General features: G+C 73.3%; 22 protein-coding genes. 12 read left to right on the top strand and 10 right to left on the bottom strand.

Annotation, left to right across the window (positions count from 1 at the left end):
- The first annotated feature begins 240 nt into the window (after nucleotides 1–240).
- Both aceE and ACRRSS_RS06820 read left to right on the top strand, forming a co-directional pair.
- Nucleotides 241–2,973, top strand: a complete 2,733-nt coding sequence (gene aceE, locus ACRRSS_RS06825; protein WP_435970317.1) for a pyruvate dehydrogenase (acetyl-transferring), homodimeric type — start codon at nucleotides 241–243, stop codon at nucleotides 2,971–2,973.
- A gap of 99 nt (nucleotides 2,974–3,072) precedes the next feature.
- A complete protein-coding gene (locus ACRRSS_RS06820; protein ID WP_435970316.1) occupies nucleotides 3,073–3,915 on the top strand; it encodes a potassium channel family protein in 843 nt (280 codons plus the stop codon).
- Here the strand turns inward: ACRRSS_RS06820 and ACRRSS_RS06815 are convergent.
- Both ACRRSS_RS06815 and ACRRSS_RS06810 read right to left on the bottom strand, forming a co-directional pair.
- Complete coding sequence (locus tag ACRRSS_RS06815) at nucleotides 3,896–4,267, bottom strand: peptidase inhibitor family I36 protein (protein ID WP_435975267.1); 372 nt, start codon at nucleotides 4,265–4,267, stop codon at nucleotides 3,896–3,898. The genes ACRRSS_RS06820 and ACRRSS_RS06815 overlap by 20 nt on opposite strands.
- 268 nt (nucleotides 4,268–4,535) lie before the next feature.
- The gene (locus ACRRSS_RS06810) at nucleotides 4,536–6,029 is read right to left on the bottom strand and encodes an MFS transporter (RefSeq protein ID WP_435975266.1); all 1,494 of its coding nucleotides are present in this window, start codon (nucleotides 6,027–6,029) and stop codon (nucleotides 4,536–4,538) included.
- 246 nt (nucleotides 6,030–6,275) lie between these two features.
- Between ACRRSS_RS06810 and ACRRSS_RS06805 the strand changes: the two genes are divergently transcribed.
- The 7 genes from ACRRSS_RS06805 (at nucleotide 6,276) to ACRRSS_RS06775 (ending at nucleotide 13,916) form a co-directional block, all read left to right on the top strand.
- Complete coding sequence (locus ACRRSS_RS06805; RefSeq protein ID WP_435970315.1) at nucleotides 6,276–6,941, top strand: TetR/AcrR family transcriptional regulator; 666 nt, start codon at nucleotides 6,276–6,278, stop codon at nucleotides 6,939–6,941.
- An 81-nt stretch (nucleotides 6,942–7,022) separates the two neighbouring features.
- On the top strand, nucleotides 7,023–8,246 hold the full coding sequence (locus ACRRSS_RS06800) for an alpha/beta hydrolase (protein WP_435970314.1): 1,224 nt from the start codon (nucleotides 7,023–7,025) through the stop codon (nucleotides 8,244–8,246).
- 65 nt (nucleotides 8,247–8,311) lie between these two features.
- A complete protein-coding gene (locus ACRRSS_RS06795) occupies nucleotides 8,312–9,283 on the top strand; it encodes a DUF4429 domain-containing protein (protein WP_435970313.1) in 972 nt (323 codons plus the stop codon).
- Nucleotides 9,284–9,416: 133 nt separating this feature from the next.
- On the top strand, nucleotides 9,417–10,784 hold the full coding sequence (locus tag ACRRSS_RS06790; protein WP_435970312.1) for a sensor histidine kinase: 1,368 nt from the start codon (nucleotides 9,417–9,419) through the stop codon (nucleotides 10,782–10,784).
- Nucleotides 10,781–11,461 (top strand): response regulator, encoded by a 681-nt coding sequence (locus ACRRSS_RS06785; protein WP_435970311.1) that lies wholly within the window; start codon nucleotides 10,781–10,783, stop codon nucleotides 11,459–11,461. The genes ACRRSS_RS06790 and ACRRSS_RS06785 overlap by 4 nt, the downstream gene beginning before the upstream one ends.
- Nucleotides 11,462–11,733: 272 nt before the next feature.
- Nucleotides 11,734–12,714, top strand: a complete 981-nt coding sequence (locus tag ACRRSS_RS06780) for an alpha/beta hydrolase (protein WP_435970310.1) — start codon at nucleotides 11,734–11,736, stop codon at nucleotides 12,712–12,714.
- Nucleotides 12,711–13,916 carry an acyltransferase family protein gene (locus ACRRSS_RS06775; protein ID WP_435970309.1) on the top strand — a complete coding sequence of 402 codons (1,206 nt, stop codon included), beginning with the start codon at nucleotides 12,711–12,713 and terminating at the stop codon, nucleotides 13,914–13,916. Before ACRRSS_RS06780 ends, ACRRSS_RS06775 begins: the two co-directional genes overlap by 4 nt.
- Before the next feature lie 86 nt (nucleotides 13,917–14,002).
- Here the strand turns inward: ACRRSS_RS06775 and ACRRSS_RS06770 are convergent, their stop codons facing one another.
- Both ACRRSS_RS06770 and ACRRSS_RS06765 read right to left on the bottom strand, forming a co-directional pair.
- Complete coding sequence (locus ACRRSS_RS06770; RefSeq protein WP_435970308.1) at nucleotides 14,003–15,028, bottom strand: aldo/keto reductase; 1,026 nt, start codon at nucleotides 15,026–15,028, stop codon at nucleotides 14,003–14,005.
- Nucleotides 15,025–15,429, bottom strand: coding sequence for a MerR family transcriptional regulator (locus tag ACRRSS_RS06765; protein ID WP_435970307.1), 405 nt, complete (start codon nucleotides 15,427–15,429; stop codon nucleotides 15,025–15,027). The genes ACRRSS_RS06770 and ACRRSS_RS06765 overlap by 4 nt, the downstream gene beginning before the upstream one ends.
- A 60-nt stretch (nucleotides 15,430–15,489) precedes the next feature.
- On the opposite strand from ACRRSS_RS06765, the gene ACRRSS_RS06760 reads away from it, so the two are divergent.
- Nucleotides 15,490–16,320 (top strand): serine hydrolase domain-containing protein, encoded by an 831-nt coding sequence (locus tag ACRRSS_RS06760; protein WP_435970306.1) that lies wholly within the window; start codon nucleotides 15,490–15,492, stop codon nucleotides 16,318–16,320.
- 20 nt (nucleotides 16,321–16,340) lie between these two features.
- On the opposite strand, the gene ACRRSS_RS06755 is transcribed toward ACRRSS_RS06760, so the two are convergent.
- The 5 genes from ACRRSS_RS06755 to ACRRSS_RS06735 form a co-directional block, all read right to left on the bottom strand.
- The gene (locus ACRRSS_RS06755) at nucleotides 16,341–16,952 is read right to left on the bottom strand and encodes a hypothetical protein (protein ID WP_435970305.1); all 612 of its coding nucleotides are present in this window, start codon (nucleotides 16,950–16,952) and stop codon (nucleotides 16,341–16,343) included.
- Entirely contained in the window at nucleotides 16,949–18,493 is a 1,545-nt protein-coding gene (locus ACRRSS_RS06750) for an ATP-binding protein (RefSeq protein WP_435970304.1), read from the bottom strand. Before ACRRSS_RS06750 ends, ACRRSS_RS06755 begins: the two co-directional genes overlap by 4 nt.
- The gene (locus tag ACRRSS_RS06745) at nucleotides 18,490–19,173 is read right to left on the bottom strand and encodes a response regulator (protein ID WP_435970303.1); all 684 of its coding nucleotides are present in this window, start codon (nucleotides 19,171–19,173) and stop codon (nucleotides 18,490–18,492) included. Before ACRRSS_RS06745 ends, ACRRSS_RS06750 begins: the two co-directional genes overlap by 4 nt.
- Before the next feature lie 85 nt (nucleotides 19,174–19,258).
- On the bottom strand, nucleotides 19,259–20,923 hold the full coding sequence (gene murJ, locus ACRRSS_RS06740; protein ID WP_435970302.1) for a murein biosynthesis integral membrane protein MurJ: 1,665 nt from the start codon (nucleotides 20,921–20,923) through the stop codon (nucleotides 19,259–19,261).
- Nucleotides 20,920–22,095, bottom strand: a complete 1,176-nt coding sequence (locus ACRRSS_RS06735) for a lipid II:glycine glycyltransferase FemX (protein ID WP_435970301.1) — start codon at nucleotides 22,093–22,095, stop codon at nucleotides 20,920–20,922. The genes murJ and ACRRSS_RS06735 overlap by 4 nt, the downstream gene beginning before the upstream one ends.
- 207 nt (nucleotides 22,096–22,302) lie before the next feature.
- On the opposite strand from ACRRSS_RS06735, the gene ACRRSS_RS06730 reads away from it, so the two are divergent.
- Nucleotides 22,303–23,472: an Ig-like domain-containing protein gene (locus ACRRSS_RS06730; protein ID WP_435970300.1), complete on the top strand. Its 1,170-nt coding sequence runs from the start codon at nucleotides 22,303–22,305 to the stop codon at nucleotides 23,470–23,472.
- Nucleotides 23,473–23,500: 28 nt separating this feature from the next.
- Here ACRRSS_RS06730 and ACRRSS_RS06725 read toward each other — a convergent pair whose 3' ends face one another.
- Nucleotides 23,501–24,196: a pirin family protein gene (locus tag ACRRSS_RS06725; RefSeq protein WP_435970299.1), complete on the bottom strand. Its 696-nt coding sequence runs from the start codon at nucleotides 24,194–24,196 to the stop codon at nucleotides 23,501–23,503.
- A 174-nt stretch (nucleotides 24,197–24,370) separates the two neighbouring features.
- Between ACRRSS_RS06725 and fasR the strand changes: the two genes are divergently transcribed.
- Complete coding sequence (gene fasR / locus ACRRSS_RS06720; RefSeq protein ID WP_435970298.1) at nucleotides 24,371–25,552, top strand: fatty acid biosynthesis transcriptional regulator FasR; 1,182 nt, start codon at nucleotides 24,371–24,373, stop codon at nucleotides 25,550–25,552.
- Nucleotides 25,553–25,603: the final 51 nt, after the last annotated feature.

Here is a 25,603-nt window from a genome sequence, read left to right as displayed (position 1 = left end):
ATCAGGCGCACATGATTCGTCCCGGTTTACGAACTTCTGAGGTTTCAGTCTGCCGAACGTCCGGACGAAACGCATGCGCGGGTTGAGCGTAAGGTTGCGATTTGACCCACCCAGACATGTGGAGGACACCGCTGGGGGTTACCCCTCGGTAAAAGTGACGTCTGGCGCAGGCGGGGTACACGATGGACATCCCGACCACTTCGTGGCCCCGTGGGCACCACCGAACAGCGAAGGAAGAGCGTGGCTCCCGGATCCGATCGCAACCCGATCATCATTGGCGGCCTTCCCAGCCAGGTCCCGGATTTCGACCCGGAAGAGACCCAGGAATGGCTCGACTCCCTCGACGCGGCCGTCGACGAGCGGGGCCGTGAGCGGGCCCGCTACCTCATGCTCCGGCTCATCGAGCGGGCCCGTGAGAAGCGCGTGGCCGTGCCCGAGATGCGCAGCACGGACTACGTCAACACGATCGCCACCAAGGACGAGCCCTTCTTCCCCGGCAACGAGGAGATCGAGCGCAAGGTCCTCAACGCCACCCGGTGGAACGCGGCCGTCATGGTCTCGCGCGCCCAGCGTCCGGGCATCGGCGTCGGCGGTCACATCGCGACCTTCGCCTCCTCGGCCTCGCTGTACGACGTCGGCTTCAACCACTTCTTCCGCGGCAAGGACGAGGGCGACGGCGGCGACCAGATCTTCTTCCAGGGGCACGCCTCTCCCGGCATCTACGCCCGCGCGTACCTCCTCGACCGGCTGAACGACGCCCAGCTCGACGGATTCCGACAGGAGAAGTCGAAGTTCCCGAACGGGCTCTCGTCGTACCCGCACCCCCGGCTGATGCCGGACTTCTGGGAGTTCCCGACCGTCTCGATGGGCCTCGGTCCGCTCGGCGCGATCTACCAGGCCCGGATGAACCGGTACATGGAGGCGCGCGGCATCGCCGACACCTCCAGGTCGCACGTGTGGGCGTTCCTCGGCGACGGCGAGATGGACGAGGTCGAGTCGGTCGGCCAGCTCTCCATCGCCGCCCGCGAGGGCCTGGACAACCTGACCTTCGTGGTCAACTGCAACCTCCAGCGGCTCGACGGCCCGGTGCGCGGCAACGGCAAGATCATCCAGGAGCTGGAGTCGATCTTCCGGGGCAACGGCTGGAACGTCATCAAGCTGATCTGGGACCGCTCCTGGGACCCGCTGCTCGCGCAGGACCGGGACGGCATCCTGGTCAACAAGTTCAACACCACCCCGGACGGCCAGTTCCAGACGTACGCCACGGAGACCGGCGGCTACATCCGCGACCACTTCTTCGGCGACGACCACCGGCTGCGGGCGATGGTCGAGGGCATGTCGGACCAGCAGGTCCTGCACCTGGGCCGCGGCGGCCACGACCACAAGAAGATCTACGCGGCCTACGCGGCGGCGAAGGCCCACACGGGCCAGCCGACCGTGATCCTCGCGCAGACCGTCAAGGGCTGGACGCTCGGCCCGAACTTCGAGGGCCGCAACGCGACCCACCAGATGAAGAAGCTGACGGTCGACGACCTCAAGCGCTTCCGCGACCGGCTGCACATCCCGGTGACCGACCGGCAGTTGGAGGACGGCCTGCCGCCGTACTACCACCCGGGCCGGAACTCCGAGGAGATCCAGTACATGCACGACCGCCGCAACGCGCTGGGCGGGTACGTCCCGACCCGCGTCGTGCGGGCGAAACCGCTGGCCCTCCCCGACGACAAGACCTACGCGGCCGCCAAGAAGGGTTCCGGGCAGCAGTCGATCGCCACCACGATGGCCTTCGTCCGCATCCTGAAGGACCTCATGCGGGACAAGGAGATCGGCAAGCGCTTCGTGCTGATCGCCCCCGACGAGTACCGCACCTTCGGCATGGACGCGTTCTTCCCGAGCGCCAAGATCTACAACCCGCTGGGCCAGCAGTACGAGGCGGTGGACCGCGAACTCCTCCTCGCCTACAAGGAGTCGCCGACCGGTCAGATGCTGCACGACGGGATCTCCGAGGCCGGCTGCACGGCCTCGCTGATCGCCGCGGGCTCGGCCTACGCCACGCACGGCGAGCCGCTGATCCCGGTGTACGTCTTCTACTCGATGTTCGGTTTCCAGCGGACCGGCGACCAGTTCTGGCAGATGGCCGACCAGCTGGCGCGCGGCTTCGTGCTCGGCGCCACCGCCGGCCGCACCACGCTGACCGGCGAGGGCCTCCAGCACGCGGACGGCCACTCGCACCTGCTCGCCTCGACCAACCCGGCCTGCGTCGCCTACGACCCGGCGTTCGGCTACGAGATCGCGCACATCGTCAAGGACGGTCTGCGCCGCATGTACGGCTCCGAGGCCGAGGACGTCTTCTACTACCTGACCGTCTACAACGAGCCGATCCAGCACCCGGCCGAGCCCGAGGACGTGGACGTGGAGGGCATCCTCCAGGGCATCCACCGCTTCAAGGCGGCCGAGGCCGGCACCATCCCGGCCCAGATCATGGCCTCGGGTGTCGCCGTGCCGTGGGCGGTCGAGGCGCAGCGGATCCTCGCCGAGGAGTGGAACGTCCGGGCCGACGTCTGGTCCGCGACCTCCTGGACCGAGCTGCGCCGCGAGGCCGTGGCCGTCGAGGAGCACAACCTGCTCCACCCGGACGAGGAGCAGCGCGTCCCGTACGTCACGCGCAAGCTCCAGGGCTCCGAGGGCCCGTTCGTGGCGGTCTCGGACTGGATGCGCGCGGTGCCGGACCAGATCTCCCGCTGGGTGCCGGGCACCTACGGCTCGCTCGGCGCGGACGGCTTCGGCTTCGCGGACACGCGGGGCGCGGCCCGGCGCTACTTCCACATCGACGCCCCGTCGATCGTGCTCGCGGTGCTGACCGAACTCGCCCGCGAGGGCAAGGTCGAGCGGTCGGTCCTGAAGCAGGCCGTGGACCGCTACCAGCTGCTCGACGTGTCGGCCGCCGACCCGGGCGCCGCGGGCGGCGACGCCTGATCCGGTAGCGCTCGGGCGAGCTCCGTCGGCACGGAGCGCCTGGTGAGGGCGGTGGGACCGTGGTCTCGCCGCCCTTCCGCGTTCTCTACGATTCCCGGCATGAGGGATCGCTGGGAAGAACGCACGCGGGTACCGCTGCTCGGGCTGGCCGTGGCGTTCGGCGTCGCGTACGCCGTGCCGATCGTGGCTCCCGGCGCCGCGCCGTGGGTGCACCGGCTGTGCACCCAGGTCGAGTGGGTGGTCTGGGCGGCCTTCGCCCTGGACTACCTGGTCCGGCTCGTGATCGCCCCGGCCCGCTGGGCCTTCGTCCGCTCCCACCCCCTCGATCTGCTCGCGGTCCTGCTGCCGATGGTGCAGCCGCTGCGGCTGCTGCGGGTCGTCTCCACGCTCCTCCTGGTGGGCCGGCGGGCCCGGATGGCCCCGCAGATCACGCTCACCACGTATGTGGCGGGCGCGGTCGTCGGGTTGATGATGTTCGGCTCGCTGGCGGTGCTGCACGTCGAGCGGGACGCGCCGGACGGCAACATCAGGACGCTCGGGGACGCGGTCTGGTGGTCCTTCACCACGATGACCACGGTCGGCTACGGCGACCACGCCCCGACCACCGGCCTCGGCCGGGTCCTCGCGGTGGGCCTGATGCTCTCGGGCATCGCGCTGCTCGGTGTCGTCACCGCGAACATCGCGGCCTGGTTCATCTCCCGTTTCGACCGGGACGACGCGGTGGAGCGCCGGCAGACGGAGCTCCTGGAGGCGCTGACCCGGGAGGTCCGCGACCTGCGCGCGGAGGTCGCCCGCCTCTCGGACCCGTCCCCGACCCTCACCTCGGCCCCGGACCCGGCACCGGCACCGGCGCGGGCGCCGGCCACGATCCCGGTGCCGGTGCCCGCGCCGCCCCCGGAGGGAGCGGCGGGCTCCCCCGCCCCTATCGCTCCCAGAGCTTGAACGCTCTGACCTCGTAGGGCGTCCGCGGCACCCACGTCCCCTTGCCCGGGTAGGTCTCGAACTCGCCCGTCTCCGCGCACTCCGCCGACTGGTACGTGGTCACCGGCCGTCCCGTGCGGTTGGCGAGGGACTGCGCCGAGGTGCCGGCCGGCAGGGCGACACAGCTGTCGATGTCGGTCGTGGCCAGTTCGTGGCTCTGCGCCCTGCCCTTGAAGTCGGGCTTGGACCAGAGGCAGAGCCGTCCGGGTCCGCAGGCCCCGAGAGCGGTCCCGGGCGGCGCGGCGGCCGCCGGGGCCACCGGGGCCGCCAGGAGCGCCGTCAGGACGGCCGCGACGGCGAGCACCGCCTTCACGTACGCCCCCTTGGCGCGCACACCCCTCGCGCGCACACCCCTCGCGTCCGCGCCCTTCACGTCCGTGCCCTTCGCGCACGCACCCTTCGCGCACGCACCCTTCGCGTGCACGCCCTTCGTATACAGATCCTTCGTATACATACTGATGAGCCCCCGTTTCGTCACTCTCCGTAACCACGAGCATGGCGGAGGTCGGCGGGCAACGGAAGAGGGGCCGCCCCCGTTCACGCGATCGGGTGACGGCCCCCTACGGGAACCCTGACGGAGGTCAGATGTGGCCGCCGCCCATGCCCGCCTCCGCGTTCTCTCCGCGCTTGGTGAGGGTGGCGACGAGGGCCGCGACGACGGCGACCACACCGGCGACCGTGAAGGCCAGGCCCATGCCGTCGAGGAACGTGTCGTGGATGACTCCGGTGATCTGCTGGAGGAGGTCGGGGGTCATCCCCGGCGCCTGGGCCAGCTCAGTCGGGGCCATGCCGAACTCGGCGGCCTGCTCCAGCTGCGGGTTGACCGGGGCCTGGATGCCGGCGTCCTGCCAGTTGCCCGCGAAGGAGTCGGCGACCTTGGAGGACATGACGGCGCCGAGCACCGCCGTGCCGAGGGCGCCGCCGACCTGCATCGCGGCCTGCTGCAGACCGCCGGCCACGCCGGAGAGCTCCAGCGGCGCGTTGCCGACGATGACCTCGGTGGCGCCGACCATGACCGGGGCGAGACCCAGGCCGAGCAGCGCGAACCAGAGCGACATCACGAAGGTGCCGGTACCGGCGGAGAGCGTGATCATGCCGAACATCGCGACGGCCGTGCAGACCATGCCGCCGACGAGCGGCACGCGCGGCCCGAACCTGGTGATCAGCGCGCCGGCCAGCGGCGAGGAGACGATCATCATCGCGGTCAGCGGCAGCAGGTGCAGACCGCTGTCGACCGGGCTGAGCCCCTTCACGCCCTGGAGGTAGAAGGTCACGAAGAACAGGCCGCCCATGAAGGCGAAGGCCATCAGGACCATGAGCACGACACCGGCCGAGAGCGGCACCGAGCGGAACATGGCGAGCGGGATGAGCGGCTCCTTGACCTTGGTCTCCCAGAAGGCGAAGACCGCGAAGAGCAGCACCGCGCCGAGCAGGCCGCCCCAGGTCTTGCCGCTGGACCAGCCCCAGGACTCGCCCGCCTTGATGAGGCTCCAGACGAGGGAGGCCATGGCGCCGGAGAGCAGCAGGATGCCGAGGACGTCGAAGGAGCGCGGCGCGTTCTCGGCGCGGTGGTCCTTGAGGATGACCAGGCCGAGGACGAGGGCGACGACGCCGACGGGCACGTTGATGAAGAAGACGGACTGCCAGCTGACGTGCTCGACGAGCAGGCCGCCGACGATCGGGCCGCCCGCCGTGGAGGCGCCGATGACCATGCCCCAGATGCCGATGGCCATGTTCAGCTTCTCGGCGGGGAAGGTGGCGCGCAGCAGGCCGAGGGCGGCCGGCATCAGCAGGGCGCCGAAGAGGCCCTGGAGGACGCGGAAGCCGATCACGGCCCCGATGGAGTCGGAGAGGCCGATCGCGCCGGAGGCCACGGCGAAGCCGGCGATGCCGATGAGGAAGGTCTGCCGGTGACCGAAGCGGTCACCGAGCTTGCCCGCGGTGACCAGGGCGACGGCGAGCGCGAGCAGGTAGCCGTTGGTGATCCACTGGACCTGGGCGAGGGAGGCGCCGAGGTCGTTCTTGATGGCGGGGTTGGCGATGGCGACGATGGTGCCGTCGAGGGCGACCATCATCACGCCCACGGCCACGCCGAAGAGGGTCAGCCACGGGTGGCCGCGCAGTCCCTTCGCCGGGCCCGGTACGGGTTCCCGGACGCCCCCCTCGCCCTGCGGGGCCTTTTCCACGGTGGTCTGACTAGTCATTCGAGCGAGGCTAGTGACAGTCACTGACAATTGACAAAGCGATTCACGCGTCGGTAACTGTCACGTAGCTCACAGGTACGCTGAGCTGGACGAAATGCCTGGAAAGAGGACGTAGACGTGACCGTGCCCGGCCTGCGCGAGCGGAAGAAGCAACGCACGCGCGACGAGCTGACCCGGGTGGCCCTGGAGCTCTTCACCACCCAGGGGTACGAGCGGACCACCGTCGACGAGATCGTCGACGCCGTGGAGGTCTCCCAGCGCACCTTCTTCCGTTACTTCTCCTCCAAGGAGGAGGTGGCCTTCGCCGTCCAGCAGATGGTGGAGGAGCGTTTCGTCGAGGCCCTCGGGCAGCGGCCGCCGGGCGAGGGCCCCTTCGACGCGATGCGCAACGCCGTGCTCAGCGGCTGGGACACCATCGGCGACGCCATCGTCGAGGTCGTGCCGGTCGAGCTGTACCTGCGCACCTTCCAGATGATCGAGTCGACGCCCGCGCTGCTCGCCGTCCATCTGCGCCGCTCCACCGAGATGGAGGAGACCATCGCGCGGATCATCGCCGACCGCGAGGGACTCGACGTGGACGGCGACCCGCGCCCCCGGATCGCGGTGGCGGCGTTCAGTGGCGTGATGCGGGTCACGGGCCAGCTGTGGGGCCGGGGTACGGACCAGAGCCTGGAGGCCATCCGCGCCCTCACCGAGGAGTACCTCGACCACCTCGGCCCGGCCCTCGCCCCGCACTGGCGGGGCGAGGGCCGAGAGGACGGGCGGGAGCCCGGGTCTCCCTAGGCCCGGTGGCACGAGGTCCGGGCACCGCCGCCGAAAGCGGGTCCGCGGCCGTTCACCCTCGCCCCGTAGGGTGGCCGCCCTATGACCTCAGCCGAAGCCGCCTCCCCCACCCTGCTCGTCGTGCGTACCCTGCTCGCGCTCGCCGTCGTGTTCGTGCTCCTGACGACCACCGGGTGGACCACGATCCGGCACCTCCCCTCGCCCGGCCCGTCCCGCGAGGCCGCGCTCGCCGCCTGGGCCCGCGACCGGATCGACCACCGCCCGCTGCCGGGTCCCCGCTCCCCCGCCCGTACCGTGGCCGCGTTCTTCGCCGGACTCGGCCAGGCACGCGCGGCCCGGCTCGCCGAGCGGCACCCGCTCGTCGTCGGCAATCTCGACGGCGCCCCGGTCTCCCTGCGCTACCGCGCCAACCGGATCGCCCTCGGCCGGGTGCTCACCGCCGAACGGGGCAGCGTCGACGACAGCAGGCTCTCCGCCGAGGGACGGCACGAGGCGCGGCGCCGGGTCGACCGCCTCACCTCGCTGATGCGGCCCGGCCGGCAGATCCTCGCGTTCGACCCGGGCGGTACGGGACGGACCGCCGAGGTCCTCGGGGACCTGGACCGGGCCCGGCGCGTCTCGGTGATCGTCCCGGGCGTGGACACCAACCTCCTCACCTTCCAGAAGACCCACGGCCGGTACAGGGCTCCCGTCGGTATGGCGGAGGCGCTCTACGCCGCCGAACGCCGGACCTCGCCCGGCACCGAGGTCGCGGTGATCGCCTGGGCCGACTACACCGCGCCCGTCGGGGTCGGGATCGACGCGATGACCGGCCGGCTCGCCGAGCAGGGCGCCGAACGGCTCGTGGAGCTGACCGAGGCGCTGCCGGGCCACGCGCGCGTGGCGCTGTTCTGCCACAGCTACGGCTCCGTGCTGTGCGGGGTCGCCGCTCCTCGGCTGCCCGCCCGGGTGACCGACCTCGCCGTGGCCGGAAGCCCCGGGATGCGGGTCGAGCGGGCGGCCGAACTCGGCGGTCACGCGCGCGTGTGGGCGATGCGGGACGCCGACGACTGGATCGCGGACGTGCCGCACCTGGAGGTGGCGGGCGTCGGGCACGGCGCGGACCCGGTGACCCCGGAGTTCGGCGCGCGGCTGCTCTCGGCGCGGGGGGCGATCGGTCACAGCGGCTATTTCGAGCCGGGGACCGAGAGTCTCGGCAACTTCGCCGCGATAGGCGTCGGCGCCTACGGGAGCCTCGTCTGCGCTCGTGCCGACAGCGCCTGCCACGACGGAATATCCGGCGCGGAAGGGCGCCGACGCGCGTAGATCACGTCATTTCGGGACCTGTCACGGGGGCGACGCACGGACACGCGCCATTTACGATGAGGCGTATGGGTGATGAGCTGGCCGGAAATCATGCCACCTGGGAGTTCGAGAGCGACGCCCTCCTCATCCGCTTCGATCGGGGGAACCGCACGCCGAAGCTCCTCAGTGCGCTGCGCGAACGACGGGTACCGCACGAGGCGTTGGCGTCCGTGACGCTCACGCCCGGCAAGCGGGGCACCGTCGTTCTGCACGCCGTGCCGAGGCCCGGCGCCGACCCCCTGATGGAAGCGGCGGCGGGACAGCTCCCGGAGAACAGCGATCCGTACCGCCTGGTGCTCCCGGCGGAGAAGGAGACGCTCGCCGAGTACTACCGGGACGAGCTGCGGACGCTTCTCGCGGACGCGGGCAGAGCCGACGGAGCCGACGGCACAGGTGGAGCGGGGGGAGTGCCGGGGACGGGCGGGACGACCGGGGCCGCGGGGACGCTGTACACCGAGGACGCCTCGGGTGCCCCGGGTCCGTCGAGCGTCCTGGACGTGCCGCCCGCCGACCGTTTCCTGGTCGCGCCGCCGTCGGGTCCGCAGTCCTTCAAGGCGTACGACGGGAAGGCGAGCTTCGACGGGCAGTCGGAGGTCACGTTCCGCTGGTCCTGGACGGGGGCGTCCTCCGAGAAGTGGAAGGCGGGTGACCAGTTCTTCCATGTACGGGACCTCTGCGGGGTCGAGTGGCGCTCGCCGGACGTGCTCGACGGGCACCTGCGCCTGGTGCCCCGGGGTGGCGAGCCCCGGGCGTCCCAGCCCGACCGGGACCCCGCCTCCGTCGTCTTCGGTCTGGGGTACGGGCCGGTGCACCTGTCCCTCCCCTTCGCGGCGGCGGTCCTGGCGGCGATCAGGAGCGCGGACCGCGTGCCCGTCCGCGTCGCGGCGCCGGGGGCGGTGGCCGAAAGGATTCGGCACCTGGGTGAACTGCACCGGGCGGGACTGGTGACGGACGAGGAGTTCTCGGCGAAGAAGGCGGAGCTCCTGGCCGAGCTGTAGCGGGTGTCCCGCCGCGCGCCCGGCCCCATCGGCGAGAGACCTTCCGGAGGGGTGTCATACCCCGGTATCAGGCCGGAGCCCGGTCCCCGGTATGACGTCCGGGGGCCGGGCGGCTGCCTACCCTGAGCGGGTCATGGCTACCGAACCGCGGCACGAGCCGCCACCCCACCGACAGTCGAGCCCGCCCGGTCGGCCGAGTCGGCTCCAGCAGCTCGGCGGGCCCGGTCGGCTCAGCACCCGGACGCGCGAGATGTTCCAGGGGCTCGGCACCGCGCTCACCACCCCCACCACCCACGGGGCGCCGCTCTTCGCCGAGGCCTCCTCGCGGTGGGTACGGCTGCTGCCGTACGCCGTCGCCGTCGCCTTCGTCGCCTCGCTGCTCCCCACCACCGTCCACCTCCTCTCCGGGGACTACGGCGTCAACGGGGCCCTCGCCGGGGCCATCGGCACCGCGCAGACGGCGCCGCTGCTGCTCGCCGTCAGCCGCCCACTCCAGGCGTGGTGGATCATCTTCGCCGCCGACGTGCTCGGCGCGCTCGTCCTGCTCGCCTCGGACGGCCCGCGCGCGCAGCTGTGGCCCTGGACCCCGCCGATCGTCGTCGGCTACTGCGCGCTGATGATCGCGCTCGGCCTGCGCGAGTCCCGCCGGGCCCTGTTCGGCGTCTGGCTGGCGACGGGCGTGGCCGGGTACGTCCTGGAGGCGTTCCGGCCGGCCGGGTACACCAGCGTCCACACCCTGCTGCTCGTCCTGAGCGGGGTGCTGCTGCTCCTCACCTCGGCGGTACGCGCGCGTGGGGACGCCCAGCGCAGGCTCGTGGAGCAGGAGACCATCAGCGAGGCCGAGCGGGCCCGCCGCACGCTCCTGGAGGAGCGGGCGAGGATCGCGCGCGAGCTGCACGATGTGGTGGCCCACCACATGTCCGTGATCACCGTGCAGGCCGACTCGGCCCCGTACCGCATCCCGGACCTCCCGGACGCGGCCCGCGAGGAGTTCACCTCGATCGCGTCGAGCGCGCGCGAGTCGCTGGCCGAGATGCGCCGGCTGCTGTCCGTGCTGCGCAGCGACGGCGGCGAGGGCGAGCGGGCCCCGCAGCCGGGCCTGGACCGGGTCCAGCAGCTGGTCGAGGCGACGGTACGGGCCGGGGTGCCGGCCGAGTTGCGGCTCGCCGCCGACCTCGGGGACGTACCGCAGGCGGTGGACCTCTCCGCGTACCGGATCGTGCAGGAGGCCCTCGCGAACGTCGTGCGGCACGCGCCGGGGGCGTCGACCCGGGTGTCGGTCCGGGCGGACGACGGCTGGCTGACGGTGCTCGTGGTCAACGGGCCGTCGCTGGAGGGGCGTTCCGCGGTGGAGCGGGGCGCGTCCGGTACCGGGCACGGGCTCGTCGGCATGCGGGAGCGCGTACGGTTGACGGGCGGCTCCCTCGACACCGGGCCGCTGCCGGACGGCGGCTTCCGGGTCGCGGCCAGGCTTCCCCTGCGTACGAAGGACCCCGAGTGACCATCCGCGTGATCATCGTCGACGACCAGGCCATGGTGCGGGCGGGTTTCGCCGCGCTGCTCGCCGCGCAGCCCGACATCGACGTCGTGGGCGAGGCGCCGGACGGCCGGCGGGGCGTCGAGGTGGCGCGCTCGACGCACCCGGACGTGGTGCTGATGGACGTGCGGATGCCGGAGCTGGACGGGCTCGCCGCCGCCCGGGAGATCCTCCACCCGCCGGTCGGGGTCACGCACCGGCCGAAGGTGCTGATGCTGACCACCTTCGACGTGGACGACTACGTGTACGAGGCGCTGCGCGCGGGTGCCTCCGGCTTCCTCCTGAAGGACGCGCCGCCCGCCGATCTGATCGGTGCGGTACGGGTGGTGGCGGCGGGCGAGGCGCTGCTCGCACCGTCCGTGACCCGCCGTCTCATCGCCGACTTCGCCGCCTCCCGGCCCGCGCCGCGCCGGGACACCACGGCGCTCCGGCTGAACGGCCTGACCCCACGCGAGACCGAGGTCCTCGAACTGATCGCCCGGGGCCTGTCGAACCAGGAGATCGCCGACCATCTGGTCCTCGCCGAGCAGACGGTGAAGACCCACATCGGCCGGGTCCTCGCCAAGCTGGACCTGCGCGACCGGGCGCAGGCGGTGGTCTTCGCGTACGAGTCGGGGCTGGTGACCCCGGGTACGACCTGACGGGTCGGCCACGCCCCCGGGGCCTCCGCGCACCCCGAGGGCCACCTCGGCGCCGGTCCCGCCCCTCACCCGCCTCACCTGCGGGAATCATCCGTACTCCCGCCTGCCCCCGGGGGACACCCCCACCCCTCCGCTGGTGTTGACCGCTCGTCCACCCCCTACCCGGGTACCGGTCGGGAGTTGGCCCCCCGGTGTGACGTGCCGTCACCCGTCCTCTTCCTACCTTCCTCTCGCCAGCGAACGAGCGAGTACCGGAGAGGGAGGGCGACCCCATGCGCCGCATTTCGAGGACCCTGATCACCGCGGCCCTGGTGACCGCCGTGGTCGGCGGGACGGCCGGGTGGGCGTCCGGGAACAGCCAGGAGGCCGTGACCGGCGCGCCGGCGGGGACGGCCGCGTGGCGGGCGGCGGGGCTGCCTGACCCGGAGCGGATTGACCCGGCCGGGGTGGCGCGGTTCTTCGCCGGGCTGAGCCCCGTACGGCAGCGGGAGCTGGCCCGGACGCACCCGACGGTGGTCGGGAACCTCGACGGGGCGCCCCTGGAGCTGCGGTACGAGGCCAACGCCCGCTCCACGCGGGGGGAGTTCGGCGGGGCGCGGGTCCTCGCCCACGACGCCCGCGGCCGGGGGCAGGTGGCCCTGGTGTTCGGGGACCTGGCGCGGGCCGGGCACGTGGCGGTGATCGTGCCCGGCTCCGACGTGGACGCGGACCACGTTCGGCCGCTGGCGGACATGGCGACCGAGCTGCGCCGGGCGACCGGGGGGCGTACGGCGGTCGTCGCCTGGGCCGGGTACACCACCCCCGTCGGCGTCGGCCTCGACGCGGCCACCGGCCGTCTCGCCGAGGCCGGAGCCGACCGGCTCACCCGGTTCACGGACGGTCTCGCGGCGGTCGGCGCGGCCGAGCCGTCCGTGTTCTGCCACAGCTACGGCTCCGTGGTCTGCGGCCTCGCCGCCCACGGTCTGAAGGCCAAGGACCTGGTCGTCCTCGGCTCCCCCGGGATGCGCGCCGAGCACGTCGGCGAGCTCGGCACCTCCGCCCGCGTCTGGGCGGCGAAGGATCCCACCGACTGGATCGACCGGATCCCCCACGTCGAGTTCGCGGGCCTCGGGCACGGCGCCGACCCCACCGACCCGGCCTTCGGGGCCCGTCGGGTCCCGGCCGAGGACGCCGCCGGCCACGGCGGCTACTTCGCGCCCGGCACCGCCTCCCTCCGCACGTTCGCCGCGATCGCCGCGGGGGACGTCCGATGAGCACGCTGACGACGATGGTCCGGAGGATCGAGTCCGGCACCCCGGCCCACCGCGACCGGGCGGTCGACGGGCTGCGCGCCCTGGCCCTGCTCGCCGTGCCGACCGGGCACTGGCTGCTCGGCGGGTTCACGCTCTCCTCCGACGGGGCGATCCACAACGCGAGCCCGCTGGGCACGTTCGCGGGCCTCGCCCCGGTCAGCTGGGTCCTCCAGATGCTGGGGATCTTCTTCCTGGTCGGCGGCTACGCCTCGGTCCTGTCGTACCGGGGCCGCAAGGGCTCCGCGGGCGAGTGGCTCAAGAGCCGCCTCGCCCGGCTCGGCCGCCCGGTCCTCGGGGTCACCGCCGTGTGGGCGGCGGTGCTGCCGGTACTGCACTTCGGGGTCGGGGTGCCGGTGGACACCCTGCGGACGGCGTCCACGCTGGTGATCCAGCCGCTCTGGTTCGTCGGGGTGTACACGGTGGTCACGGCCCTCACCCCGCTGTGCGTGCGGGCGGCCCGCCGCCTCGGGGTCTGGGCGGCGGCTCCGCTGCTCGGCTCGGTCGCCGTCGTCGACCTCCTGCGGTACGGGCCGTACGCCGACGCCGTGCCGTCCTGGCTGAGCCTGCTGAACATCCTGCCCGGCTGGCTGTTCGCGTACCAGCTCGGTGTCTCCTGGGGCGAGGGCCGGGTCACCCGGAGGCACGCCTGGGCGCTGCTGCTGGGCGGGGCCGCGCTCTTCGCCGCCCTGCTGCTGGCCTTCGGCTACCCGGCGTCGATGGTCGGCGTCCCCGGCGAGGCCCGCACCAACTCCCACCCGCCGTCGCTGCTCGTCCTCGCCCTCGCCGCCGCGCAGGGCGGAGCGGCGATCCTGCTGCGGGACCGGCTCGGGAGGCTCCTGAGGCGGCCCGCGGTCTGGGCGCCGGTCGTGGTCGTGAACCTGTCGGCGATGACGATCCTGTGCTGGCACCAGACGGCGATGCTCACGGCCGCGATCCCCGCCTCGTACCTCGGGGAGGTCCCGGGCCTCGTCGGGGCGCCGGACTCGGCCGGCTGGATCCTGGCCCGGCTCGCCTGGATGCCGGTCTTCGCCGGACTGCTCGTCCTGATCGGCCGGTACGCCCGGGGCTTCGAGTCGCCGTGGACGAGGAGCGGCCCGGCCCGCCGCACCCTGGCGGGGGTGCTCGCGGCGGGGTTCGCGGTCTTCGCCCTGGGGCTGGCGTGACGGCCCGGGGGCGAACGGGGGCCGGCGTGACGCCCCGGGGGCGACCGGTCCCCCGGGGCCCGGGGTGCGGCGTACGGCGTCCCGCCTCAGGCCTCCCGCGCCGCGGACGTGGAGCTCATGTCCGGGTAGCGGTCGCCCGCCACCCGGTCGGCGATCGGCTCCAGTGCGGCGAGTTCGTCCGCGGTGAGGACGATGCGGGTGGCGGCCGCGTTCTCCTGGAGGCGGGCGCGCTTGCGGGTGCCGGGGATCGGGACGACCGTCAGGCCGTGGACGGAGGCCCGCTGCTGGACCCAGGCGAGGGCGATCTGCGCCGGGGTCGCCCCGTGGGCGGCGGCGATCTTCCGGACCGGGTCGAGGAGGGCCGCGTTGCGTTCGGCGTTCTCGCCGGTGAAGCGGGGCTGGTGGCGGCGGAAGTCGCCGCCGGACAGGTCCTTGGTGGCGTCCGCGAACGACCCGGTCAGGAAGCCCCGGCCGAGCGGCGAGTACGGCACGAAGGTGACGCCGAGCTCGGCGGCGGCGCCGACGGCGCTGCGCTCGACGTCCCGGGAGAAGAGCGACCACTCCGACTGGAGGGCGGCGATCGGGTGGACGGCGTGGGCCTCGCGGAGTTCGGGCCCGGTGACCTCGCTGAGGCCCAGGTGGCGGACCTTGCCCTCCCGGACGAGCTCGGCCATCGCGCCGACGGACTCGGCGAACGGGACCGCCGGGTCGCGCCGGTGCATGTAGTAGAGGTCGATGGTCTCGATGCCGAGGCGGCGCAGGCTGTTCTCGACCGCGCGCCTGACGTACGCGGGGTCGTTGCGGACGGCCCGGTAGGCGGGGTCGTCGGCGCGCCGCTCGATGGCGAACTTGGTGGCGAGGGTGACCTCGTCGCGGTGGGCGGCGAGGAAGGGGGCGAGGAACTCCTCGTTGGCGCCGCTGCCGTAGATGTCGGCGGTGTCGACGAGGGTGACGCCGGCCTCCAGGGCCGCTTCGAGGGTGTCGCGGGCGGCGGCCTCGTTGGTGTCCCCGTAGAACTCGCTGATGCCCATGGAGCCGAAGCCCTGGACGCCGATCTCCGGTCCGTCCTGGCCGCCGAGACGTACGGTGTCGATCCTGGTCACGCTGGTCATGAAGGTGTTCCTCCGCATGCGGTCCCGTAGTGGCTGATCTTGATGTCGAGCACGGCGAGCGTGTCCTGGAGTTCGGTGATCCGGGAGAGGACGTCCCGCCGGGTCGCTTCCAGGAGCTCGCGCCGTTGGTCGCGGGTGTGATCGCCCTCGCGCACCAGCTCGGCGTACCGGACCATGTCGGCGACCGGCATGCCGGTGAGCCGCAGCTTGCCGACGAAGGCCAGCCAGTTCAGGTCCCGGTCGGTGAAGCGCCGCTGGCCGGTGTGGGAGCGGTCGACGTGCGGCATGAGGCCGATCCGTTCGTACCAGCGCAGGGTGTGCGCCGAAAGGCCGGTCAGGGCGGCCACCTCGCTGATGGTGTGGTGCGCCCGGGTACCGCTCGTGCTCGCGATCACGCTCATGCCCCCACGCTAAAACGTTGGAGTGCACTCGAAGCAAGTAGGGCAAGTAGGCTCGGCCCCATGGAGAGCAGCGTGCCGAGCCTGGCGTCGATCGAGAACTGGCCCGTCCCCACCGCGGCCGCCGCCGTGGTCCGCGCGGACGGCACCCTGGCCGGGGTCCACGGCCCCACCGGGCGGCGTTTCCCGCTCGCCTCGGTGACCAAGCCGCTCGCGGCGTACGCCGTCCTCGTCGCGTACGAGGAGGGGGCCATCGAGCTCGACGAGCCGGCCGGGCCCGAGGGGGCGACCGTGCGCCACCTCCTCGCCCACACCTCGGGGCTCGCCTTCGACGAGAACCGGGTCATGGCCGCGCCCGGCACCCGCCGGATCTACTCCAACACCGGTTTCGAGGCGCTCGGCGACCATGTCGCCAAGGCGACCGACATCCCCTTCGCCGACTACCTCCACCAGGCGGTCCTGGAGCCGCTCGGCATGACGTCGACGACGCTGGAGGGCTCGCCCGCCAAGGACGGTGTGTCGAGCGTGGACGACCTGGTGCGCTTCGCCGCCGAGGTGCAGGCGCCCCGGCTGCTCGACCCGCGGACCGTCCTGGACGCGATGACCGTGGCGTACCCCGGCCTGACCGGCATCCTGCCCGGATACGGGCACCAGCGGCCGAACGACTGGGGCCTCGGCTTCGAGATCCGTGACGGCAAGTCCCCGCACTGGACGGGCGCGACCTCCTCGCCGCGTACCTTCGGCCACTTCGGGCAGTCCGGCACGTTCCTGTGGATCGACCCGGACGCGCGGGCCGCGTGCGTGGCGCTCACCGACCGGCCCTTCGGGGCGTGGGCGGTCGAGGCCTGGCCGCCCTTCACGGACGCGGTCCTCGCGGACCTGCGGGCGCGCTGAGGCCCATCGGGGGAGCCCGGTCAGTCGTCGCAGCGGGCGGTGGGCAGCATCCCGTCGGGGCCGCTGACGGAGACGTCGACCAGGCCGGCCGGGTCGGAGGAGTAGGCGGTCGTGCACACCAGCTGGCGGACGGCCGCCTCCGAAAGGCTCGTGACGGGGAACGGGGCCCGGAGCCGGAGCAGCCGGCGGGCCACCGGGGTGGTCCCGTCGGCCGGCACGACGTGCGGCGCCCCGGCCCCGGGTCCCGGCAGGGCGGTGGTGATGCCGAAGGCCGCCTCGTCGGCCCGGGGTCCGGCCAGGAGCATGGCGAGGACCTTGTCGGTACCGGTCCCCGAACGGCGCAGGTCGTCGGCGGACATCTCGTAGTCCGGACCGAAGCCGTCGAAGGGGGACCGGCCGTCCTCCGAGCCGTCCGACGAGGTGGGCACCCCCACGGGGCTCTGGGGGTCGCGGGCCACCGGCATCGACCGGCCGTCGGGGCCGAGGAAGTAGAGGACGATCCGGTCCTCCGGGATCGGCTGGACGATGACGGTCGCCGCCCCGCCCGCCTCGACGACGTCGGTCTCCTGGATGCCGCAGCCCGCCAGCGCCGGCAGGGCGAGCAGCGCCGCGACGGCCGCGCGGCGGTTCACAGCGGCGTCCGTACGGTGAAGACGGCCCCGCCCTCGGGGTGGTTGGCGGCGGTGACGGTGCCGCCGTGGAGCCGTACGTTCTCCAGGGTGATGGCGAGGCCGAGGCCGCTGCCCGCCGAGCGGGTACGGGCCCGGTCCGCCTTGTAGAAGCGGTCGAAGACGTGCGGCAGGACGTCCGGGTGGATGCCGGGCCCCCGGTCGGCGACCTCCGTCACCAGCTGGTCCCCCTCGGCGTACAGCCGGACCGTCACCGGCGCCCCGCCGTGCCGCAGGGCGTTGCCGACGAGGTTGGCGACGACGACGTCGAAGCGGCGCGGGTCGAGGCGGGCCCTGATCCCCTCGGCGAGGTGCGGGACGACCTGCGCCGGGTCGGTCCAGTGCCGGTGCTGGAGGGTCTTGCGGACGCAGTCGGCGGCGTCGACCTCGTCGGTGTGGAGTTCGGCGGCGCGCGCGTCGAAGCGGGAGATCTCCATCAGGTCCTCGACGAGCACGGCGAGCTTCCCGGTCTCGGAGCTGACCAGCCGGACGGCGCGGGCCGTGTCGCTGTCCAGGCTCCCGGCGTCCTCGTCGAGGACCTCGGTGACCGCGAGCATCCCGGCGAGCGGGGTGCGGAGTTCGTGCGAGACGTCGGAGGCGAAGCGGCGGGCGCGGGCCTCGGCGTTGCGGAGCTCCGTGACGGAACGTTCCAGCTCGGCGGCGGACTCGTTGAACGTCCGGGCGAGATCGGCGAGTTCATCGCTGCCCTTGGCGTGGATACGGGTGTCGAGCCGGCCGCGCCCCATGCTGTGGGCCGCGCGGCGCAGCTCCCGCACGGGCCGGAGCACGCCCCGCGCGGCGATCAGCGCGGGGATCAGGGCGATGGCCAGGGCGGGGAGTGCGCCGTCGCGGGCTGCCGCGACCATGGCCTCCACGTTCGCCTCCTCCGCGCCGAGGTCCATCACCGCGTAGAGCACGAGACCGGTGTGCTGGGGCGGCCCCTGGGCGGAGTGGGTCAGGAAGACGGCGGGGACGGCGATCGTGAGGTACGGGGTGCCGCCCTTGACGACCCGCTGGAAGCTGCCGTGCGGCACCGTCTGGGCGGCGGCGCGGGCGCGCAGCTCCGGGGTGATGACGGAGGAGGTGGGCCGGTCGGTGGAGGAGACGCGGAGGGAGCCGTACTCGGCGTAGACGCGCCAGGGGCGCGGCTTGCCCTGGCGGGCGATCATCAGGAGCGAGGACCGCAGGGTGTCGGCGTCGACGGGCAGCGGGGTGTTGAGCGCCTCGACCTGCTCGCGGAACGCGGAGACGGCGGTGTCCTGGGTCTGCTCCAGGATCGCGCTGCGGGCGGCCCGGTAGGTGAGGGCGGCGGTGGTGCCGCAGCCGACGGCGGCGACGAGCAGGAACGCGAGGACGAGCCGGGTGCGCAGGCCGAAGGGGTGCGGGCGCAGCCGGGGGCCGCGGGCCTCGCGGCGCCGCGCGCGGCCGGACGCGCCCCGGTGGCCGGTGTCCCTGGCCCCTCTCCTGTCCCCGGTGTCCGGCTCCGGGCTGACGCGGGCCTTCACAGCGGTCCGAAGCGGTAGCCGAAGCCCCGCAGCGTCTGGATGTAGCGCGGCTCGCCGGTGTCCTCGATCTTCGTCCGCAGCCGCCGGACACAGGCGTCGACCAGCCGGGCGTCCCCGTGGTAGCTGTGCTCCCAGACGTGTTCGAGGAGCTGCTGCCGGCTGAAGACCTGCTCGGGCGCGGCCGAGAGATGGAGCAGCAGCTTCAGCTCGGAGGGGGCGAGGGCGATGCGCTCCCCCGCTTTGGCGACGGTGAGACCGGCCCGGTCGATCGCCAGCTCCCCGTGGAACTCGACGGCGCTCCGGCCGCCGCTCCCGGGCTCCTCGATACGGCGGAGCACGGCCCGGATCCTGGCCTCGATGACCTCGGTTCGGGCGGGCTTGACGATGTAGTCGTCGGCGCCGGCCTCCAGGCCGATGACGACGTCGAAGTCGTCGCCGCGGGCGGTCAGCATGATGATCGGCAGCTGGCTGCTCTCGCGGACCCGGCGGCAGACCTGGACGCCGTTCATGCCGGGCAGCATCAGGTCGAGCAGCAGCAGGTCGGGCCGGAACTCCCCGAGCGCGTCGAGCCCCGCCTCGCCGGTGGGCGCGGTGCGCACCTCGTGACCGCGGCGCCGCAGCCCGAGCTCGACGCCCTCGCGGACGGAGGGGTCGTCTTCTATCAGGAGCACGCGGGGCATCTGTGGAGTATCCCAAGGGGGAGAGAGTGGAACCGGACCGGGGCGGGGGTGGGCGACGCACGGCGGAACACGGGCCCGGCGTCGGTCACCTCCGGCGGGTGAGGCGGCCCGAGGCGGAGGCGAGGAGGGCCTGGAGTTCGGTGAGCCCAAGGGGACGGGACAGGACCGCGAAGACCGCGAGGATCGTCAGCGCGCCGGCCAGCCCCGCCGGTACCGCCCCGGCCGGGCCCGTGAGGTCGGTGACGAGGAGCGCGTACCCGGTGGCGGGCACGGCGGCGACGAGCAGCCGCAGGAGGGCGGGGACGGAACCGCCGCCCGGGCCCCGGCCCAGCCGTCGCCGCAGGGCGAACGCCGTCAGCGCCCAGCCCACCCACAGCGCGAGCGAGTACCCGGCCGCCATGCCGGCGACGGCCCAGCGGGTCGGCAGGGAGTGGTACGCGGCGAAGGAGAGCGCCGCGTTGAGGCCCGCCGTCACCAGGTTGAGCAGGAATGGGGTGCGGGTGTCCCGCAGGGCGTAGAAGGCGCGGCCGCACACGTACTGCCCGGAGAGGGCGACGAGACCGGGCGCGAAGGCGACGAGGATCCAGGACATCGTGCGGATGTCGTCGTCGCTGGTCGCCCCGTACCGGAAGACGACCGTCATCAGCGGTACGGCGAGCGCGAGGAGCGCGCAGGCCGCCGGGACGACCGCCGCCGAACTGGTCCGCAGGGCGTACGAGACGTCCCGCCGGACCGCCGTGAGGTCGCCGTCGGCGGCGGCGCCGCTCATCCGGGGCAGCAGCGCGGTGACGAGGGAGACGGTGATGATGCCGTGCGGGACGGACCAGAGCAGATAGGCGTTGTTGTACGCGGCGAGGCCGCCGCCGCTCACCGTGTCGCCGGCCGAGGTGGCGAGCAGGGTGGTCACCCAGTACGCGCCCTGGTTGGTGAGGACGAGCAGCACCAGCCAGCCGGCCGAGCGCAGCGGCTCGGCGAGGCCGCTGCCGCGCCAGTCGAGACGGGGCCGCCAGCGGAAGCGGGCGGCGCGCAGCGAGGGCACGAGGGCGAGGGCCTGGAGGGCGATGCCGGCGGTGGTGCCCCAGCCGAGGAGCGAGGTCTCGCCGGGGGTGAGCGTACCGCCGTCGCTGACGACGAGGAAGAGGGCGAAGACGGAGACGACGACCACGTTGTTGAGGACGGGGGTCCACATCATGGCGCCGAAGCGGCCCCGGGCGTTGAGGACCTGCCCGAGGAGGGTGAAGAGTCCGAGGAAGAGGATCTGCGGCAGGCACGCGCGCGCGAAGGCGAGGGTCATCTCGCGCCGTTCGCCCGTGTAGTCGGTGTACGTGTCGACGAGCAGGGGCGCGGCGAGGACGGCGCCGGCGGTGAGGGCGGTGAGGGCGAGCGCGCAGAGGGTGAGGAGCCGGTCGGTGTAGGCGACGCCGCCGTCGGCGTGTTCCTTGGCGGCCTTGACGAGTTCGGGGACGAAGACGGCGTTGAGGGCGCCGCCGAGGAGCAGCGTGTAGATGATGGTGGGGACGGTGTTGCCGACCGCGTAGCCGTCGGCGACGTAGCCCGCGCCGAGCGCGGCGGCGACGACGGAGGCGCGGACGAAGCCGGTGGCGCGGGAGACGAGCGACCCGGCGGCCATGAGCGCGCCGCTGCGCAGCGCGGACGGCGCCTTCGCCCGGCGTCCGCCGGGGCGTTCGGCGGTGTCGGTGGTGCCGGTGGTGTCGGTGGTGCCGGTGCCGGCGGCGACCGTGGCCGTCACCGGCGCGCCAGGTACGCCTGGAACGCGCGGTACAGCGCGTGGTTGGTCGTCCCCTGCATCGGTGTCTCCCACTCCCCCAGCGTCTCGACGACCTGTCCGCCCGTGCCGAGCTTCCAACGCAGCAGCCCGTGGGCGCGGTCGCCCGGATCGAGGGTGGAGGGTACCCCGCGCAGGTCGTAGACGGCGGCGCCGAGGGCGTGGGCGTCGAGCATCATCCGCCACTGGAGGGCGTTGGAGGGGCGGACCTCGCGGCGGTGGTCGGCGGAGGCGCCGGTCTGGTACCAGACGCGTCCGCCCACGGTGACCATGGTGTGCGCGGCGAGGGTCTCGCCCTCGTGGCGGGCGAGGTAGAGCTTCATGCGGCCGGGGTGCTCGGCGTTGAGGACGGCGTACTGGCGCTCGTAGTACGCGAGGGAGCGGCCGAGCCGGAACCCGTCGCGTTCCTCGGTGACGCGGAGGAGGCGGTAGAACTCGGGCAGGTCGGCGGCGGATCCGACGGTGATCTCGACACCGGACTTGCGGGCCTTGCGGACGTTGCGCCGCCATTCCTGGTTGAGGCCGGTCCACAGGTCGTCGGGGGTACGGCCGGTGAGCGGCACCTGGAAGACGTGCCGGGGCTGCGCGTCGGCCCCGTCCTCGGACGCGCCGCCGCAGCGCCGCCAGCCGCGCGCCCGGAGCCGTTCCGCGACGGCGGTCCCGAGCGGGTCGACCTCGTCGGCGAGGACGTCGGAGAGGCGGCGGCCCGGTCCCGAACCGGCCTTGACGGTGGCGGCGTTCCACCGCCGGTAGGCGGGGCCGGGACCTATCCGGACGGCGAAGGCGCCGGAGGCGCGCAGATGTCCGAGGAGGGGGGCGAGCCAGCCGTCGAGGTCGGGGTCGGCCCAGTCGGCGACGGGCCCCTCGGGGAGGTAGGCGAAGTACTTCCGGGTGCCGGGGAAGGGCCGGAGCAGTACGAGGGCGACACCGGTCAGGCCGCCGGACTCCGGCCCCCAGCCGACCAGTTGGTGGCACCAGCCGTTCTTGACCTGTGCCCAGGCGGGGACTTGGAGGAAGCTGGGCCCGTCCGCGCCGGTGCGGGAGGCGAGGAAGGCGCGGTAGACCTCCGGGGACACGGGGCCGAGCCGCAGGGTGCGGCGCTCGGCGGGTGCTGCCGTCACGAGCAGGGCTGACACAACGAGAGCCTCCTTGTTCCGCCCCTCGGTGGTGGGGCGCACAGCAGGCTCACAGCCGAATTCGACGGCGCCGCGCGGCGAATGTGACCGGACGATGACCGTTCCGCCGCAGCCCCCGTCACATGGCCCTCACCGGGCCGTCGGGCACCGGCGCCGTCCTAGAGTCCGGAACATCCCACCCACTCCTCACACCTGCGGAGGTCTTCCGTGCTGCGCATACGCACCCCTCGTCCCGTTCTCGCGGCGGTGGCGCTGAGCGTCTCCCTCACCGCCTGTTCGGCGCAGGCGGCGAGCGGCCCCGCGAAGGACGCGGCGCCGGCGTCGAAGGCTCCGCCGGCGAAGGTCACGGTCGTGGACCCGGCGGCCGGCCGGCCCGTGACGGTGACCGCGTCCGGCGGGACGATATCCGCGGTGAAGGTCGTGGACGCGGACGGCGGTTCGCTCACCGGCCGTACGGGCGCGGGCGGCGCGCGCTGGGTCTCGGACCGCAAGGCGGCGCCCGGCTCGTCGTACACGGTGGAGGTGACGTCCCGTACCGCCGACGGCAGGGAGACGACGACCGAGTCCGCCTTCACCACCCCCGAGGCCGACAAGGTCAACAAGGTCACCCTGGCCCCCGGCAAGAACACCACGGTCGGCATCGCCCACCCCCTCTCGATCGTCTTCGACCTCCCGGTGACGCGGAAGGCGGACGTGGAGAGGCAGCTCAGGGTCACCACGTCGAACGCGACCGAGGGTTCCTGGGGCTGGGTCAGGGACCACTCGGGCCGGGACCGGGCGGACTGGCGTCCCAAGGAGTACTGGAAGCCCGGCACCAAGGTCACCCTGGAGGCCGACCTCGACGGCACGGACTCGGGCGGCGGCTGGTTCGTACGGGACTACCGCACCGGCTTCACCATCGGCGCCGCGCAGATCGTCAAGGTCGACCTGGACGCCCACCGGCTGACGGTGGACCGGGACGGCCGCACGGTCCGCACGATCCCGGTCTCCGGCGGCACCCCGGGCGGCGACAAGCGGTCCTGGCGGGGCACCGCCGTGCTGATGGCGAAGGAGGGCACCATCAACATGAACTCGGAGACGGTCGGGCTCGGGGACGCGTACGACAAGGACGTGGACTACTCGATGCGGCTGACCTGGTCGGGGATGTACGCGCACGCCGCCCCGTGGAACGCCAGGTACTTCGGCAACGCCAACATGAGCTCCGGCTGCATCGGCATGAGCGACGAGAACGCCGCCTCCTTCTACGCCTCCGTGAACGTCGGCGACCCCTTCGAGATCACCGGCAGGGACACCAAGGGCACGGTCGCCGAGGGCAACGGCTACGGGGCGTGGAACCTGAGCTGGGAGCGGTGGAAGGCGAAGAGCGCCCTCGCCTGAAGGGCCGCACCTCCTCCGCCCCGGTCCCTCAGCCCGCGCCCGGCGCCCTGCGCCGGTCCCGCATCTCCCAGATCAGGACCTCCGCGTCGGCCGTGGCCACCGCAGCGGGGCCCCCGCCGCTGCCGGTGAACCGGGCCGCGTCGCCGGGGCCCAGCTCCTCGGCCCCGCTCCCGTCCCCGAAGCGGACCGTGCCGCGTACGACATGGACGTACGCGAAGTCGGCGGCCGGCACGGGGACGCGCCCGCCCGCCGCCGGACGGTGGACCCACAGCCGCGCGTACGCCGCCGGGAGGTCGTACGGGACACCGTCCCCGATCCCGCGCACCACCTCGTACGAGGGCTCCCCGCCCGGCGACAGCGGCGCCAGCCACATCTGCACGAAGGTCAGGGGCCCGGCGGCGTCGTTGCGCTCGACGTGGCGGACGCCCCCGGCCGAGCTCAGCCGCTGGACGTCGCCGGGCCGGACGACGGTGGTGTGACCGGCCGTGTCGTGGTGGGTGAGTTCGCCCTCGACGACCCAGGTCACGATCTCGGTGTGGCTGTGCGGATGCTCCTCGAAGCCCGCGCCGGGCGCCAGCCGCTCCTCGTTGCAGGCGAGCAGGGCGCCGAAGCGGAGGTTGTCGGGGTCGTAGTGCGCCCCGAAGGACAGGGCGTGCCGGGTCTCGATCCCGGCCGTCGGGTCACCCCCGGGGTACCGCTCCCCCGCGCGCTGAATGCGTATCACCCGCCCTACGGTAGTGCGGCCTCCCGGGCCGGACCGGCGACCCCGCCGCCCGGCGTCCCGGCTCCGCCCCGCGCCCCCGCCCTTCCCCGGTCCGCACCGTGCCCCGCGCCCGCGCCGGAGGCGAACCCGCCCCGGCCCCGCACGCCGCCGTCCGGATAAGGCAGTCTTGTCCACGTGCCAGAACCCACGAACGCCCCTCACCCGCACACCGCGACCCTGAAGCGCCTCGAACAGTCCTCCGGGCGGCTCGCCGCCAACGCCATTGCCCGCATGGACGAGACGCTGCCGTGGTACCGGGCGATGCCGCCCGAGAACCGGTCGTGGATCGGTCTGGTCGCCCAGGCCGGGATCGCCGCGTTCACCGAGTGGTTCCGGCACCCGGAGACCCCGCAGGCCATCTCCACCGACGTCTTCGGCACGGCGCCGCGCGAGCTGACCCGCGCCATCACCCTGCGCCAGACCGTCGAGATGGTGCGCACCACCATCGAGGTCATGGAGACGGCGATCGAGGAGGTCGCCGCCCCCGGCGACGAGTCGATCCTCCGCGAGGCGCTCCTCGTCTACGCCCGGGAGATCGCCTTCGCGACCGCCCAGGTGTACGCGCAGGCCGCCGAGGCCCGGGGCGCCTGGGACGCCCGCCTGGAGTCACTCGTGGTGAACGCGGTGCTCTCCGGCGAGGCCGACGAGGGCGCCGTCTCGCGCGCCGCCGCCCTCGGCTGGAACTCCCCGGACCACGTGTGCGTGATCCTCGGTACGGCCCCCGACGGCGACAGCGAGCTGACGGTGGAGGCGATCCGCCGGGCGGCGCGCCACGCCAAGCTCCAGGTCCTCACCGGCGTCCTCGGCGACCGCCTGGTGGTGATCGCCGGCGGCAACGACAACCCGCTGGCCGTGGCGAAGGCCCTGATCGGCCCGTACGCCGCCGGCCCCGTCGTCGCGGGCCCCGTCGTCCCCGACCTGCTCGCCGCGACCCGCTCCGCGCAGGCGGCGGCAGCGGGCCTGAAGGCGTGCTCGGCCTGGCAGGACGCGCCCCGCCCCGTCCTCGCGGACGATCTCCTGCCGGAGCGCGCCATCGCCTCCGACCCCTCGGCGCGCGAGCAGCTGGTGGAGGAGATCTACAGACCGCTGGAAGAAGCGGGCTCGGCGCTGCTGGAAACTCTCAGTGTCTATCTGGAGCAGGCCAGCAGCCTGGAAGGCGCGGCCCGGATGCTCTTTGTCCACCCGAACACCGTGCGCTACCGGCTTCGACGTGTGACCGACGTCACCGGCTGGTCACCCTCCGATGTCCGCTCCGCGTTCACGCTGCGGATCGCACTCATCCTGGGACGCTTGGCCGACGGAGATCAGCAGTCCTAGACTTTTGTCGAACACCAACAATTCCCCCGACGGTTCTTCGTCCCTGTCCCC

It is taken from the genome of Streptomyces sp. Qhu_M48, from assembly GCF_051305195.1.
In the GTDB taxonomy this organism is placed as follows: Bacteria; Actinomycetota; Actinomycetes; order Streptomycetales; family Streptomycetaceae; genus Streptomyces.
Note: the sequence above shows the minus strand (reverse complement) of the source record. Positions and strands in the feature narration are given on the sequence as shown.

Bases quoted from the DNA above. Each gene is read 5' to 3' on its own strand.
- ACRRSS_RS06795 (WP_435970313.1), top strand. From the start codon at position 8,312: ATGGGTGATGAGCTGGCCGGAAATCATGCCACCTGGGAGTTCGAGAGC.
- ACRRSS_RS06760 (WP_435970306.1), top strand. From the start codon at position 15,490: ATGGAGAGCAGCGTGCCGAGCCTGGCGTCGATCGAGAACTGGCCCGTC.
- ACRRSS_RS06820 (WP_435970316.1), top strand. From the start codon at position 3,073: ATGAGGGATCGCTGGGAAGAACGCACGCGGGTACCGCTGCTCGGGCTG.
- ACRRSS_RS06780 (WP_435970310.1), top strand. From the start codon at position 11,734: ATGCGCCGCATTTCGAGGACCCTGATCACCGCGGCCCTGGTGACCGCC.
- ACRRSS_RS06775 (WP_435970309.1), top strand. From the start codon at position 12,711: ATGAGCACGCTGACGACGATGGTCCGGAGGATCGAGTCCGGCACCCCG.
- ACRRSS_RS06810 (WP_435975266.1), bottom strand. From the start codon at position 6,029: ATGATGGTCGCCCTCGACGGCACCATCGTCGCCATCGCCAACCCCGCC.
- ACRRSS_RS06745 (WP_435970303.1), bottom strand. From the start codon at position 19,173: ATGCCCCGCGTGCTCCTGATAGAAGACGACCCCTCCGTCCGCGAGGGC.
- ACRRSS_RS06770 (WP_435970308.1), bottom strand. From the start codon at position 15,028: ATGACCAGCGTGACCAGGATCGACACCGTACGTCTCGGCGGCCAGGAC.
- ACRRSS_RS06765 (WP_435970307.1), bottom strand. From the start codon at position 15,429: ATGAGCGTGATCGCGAGCACGAGCGGTACCCGGGCGCACCACACCATC.
- ACRRSS_RS06790 (WP_435970312.1), top strand. From the start codon at position 9,417: ATGGCTACCGAACCGCGGCACGAGCCGCCACCCCACCGACAGTCGAGC.
- ACRRSS_RS06800 (WP_435970314.1), top strand. From the start codon at position 7,023: ATGACCTCAGCCGAAGCCGCCTCCCCCACCCTGCTCGTCGTGCGTACC.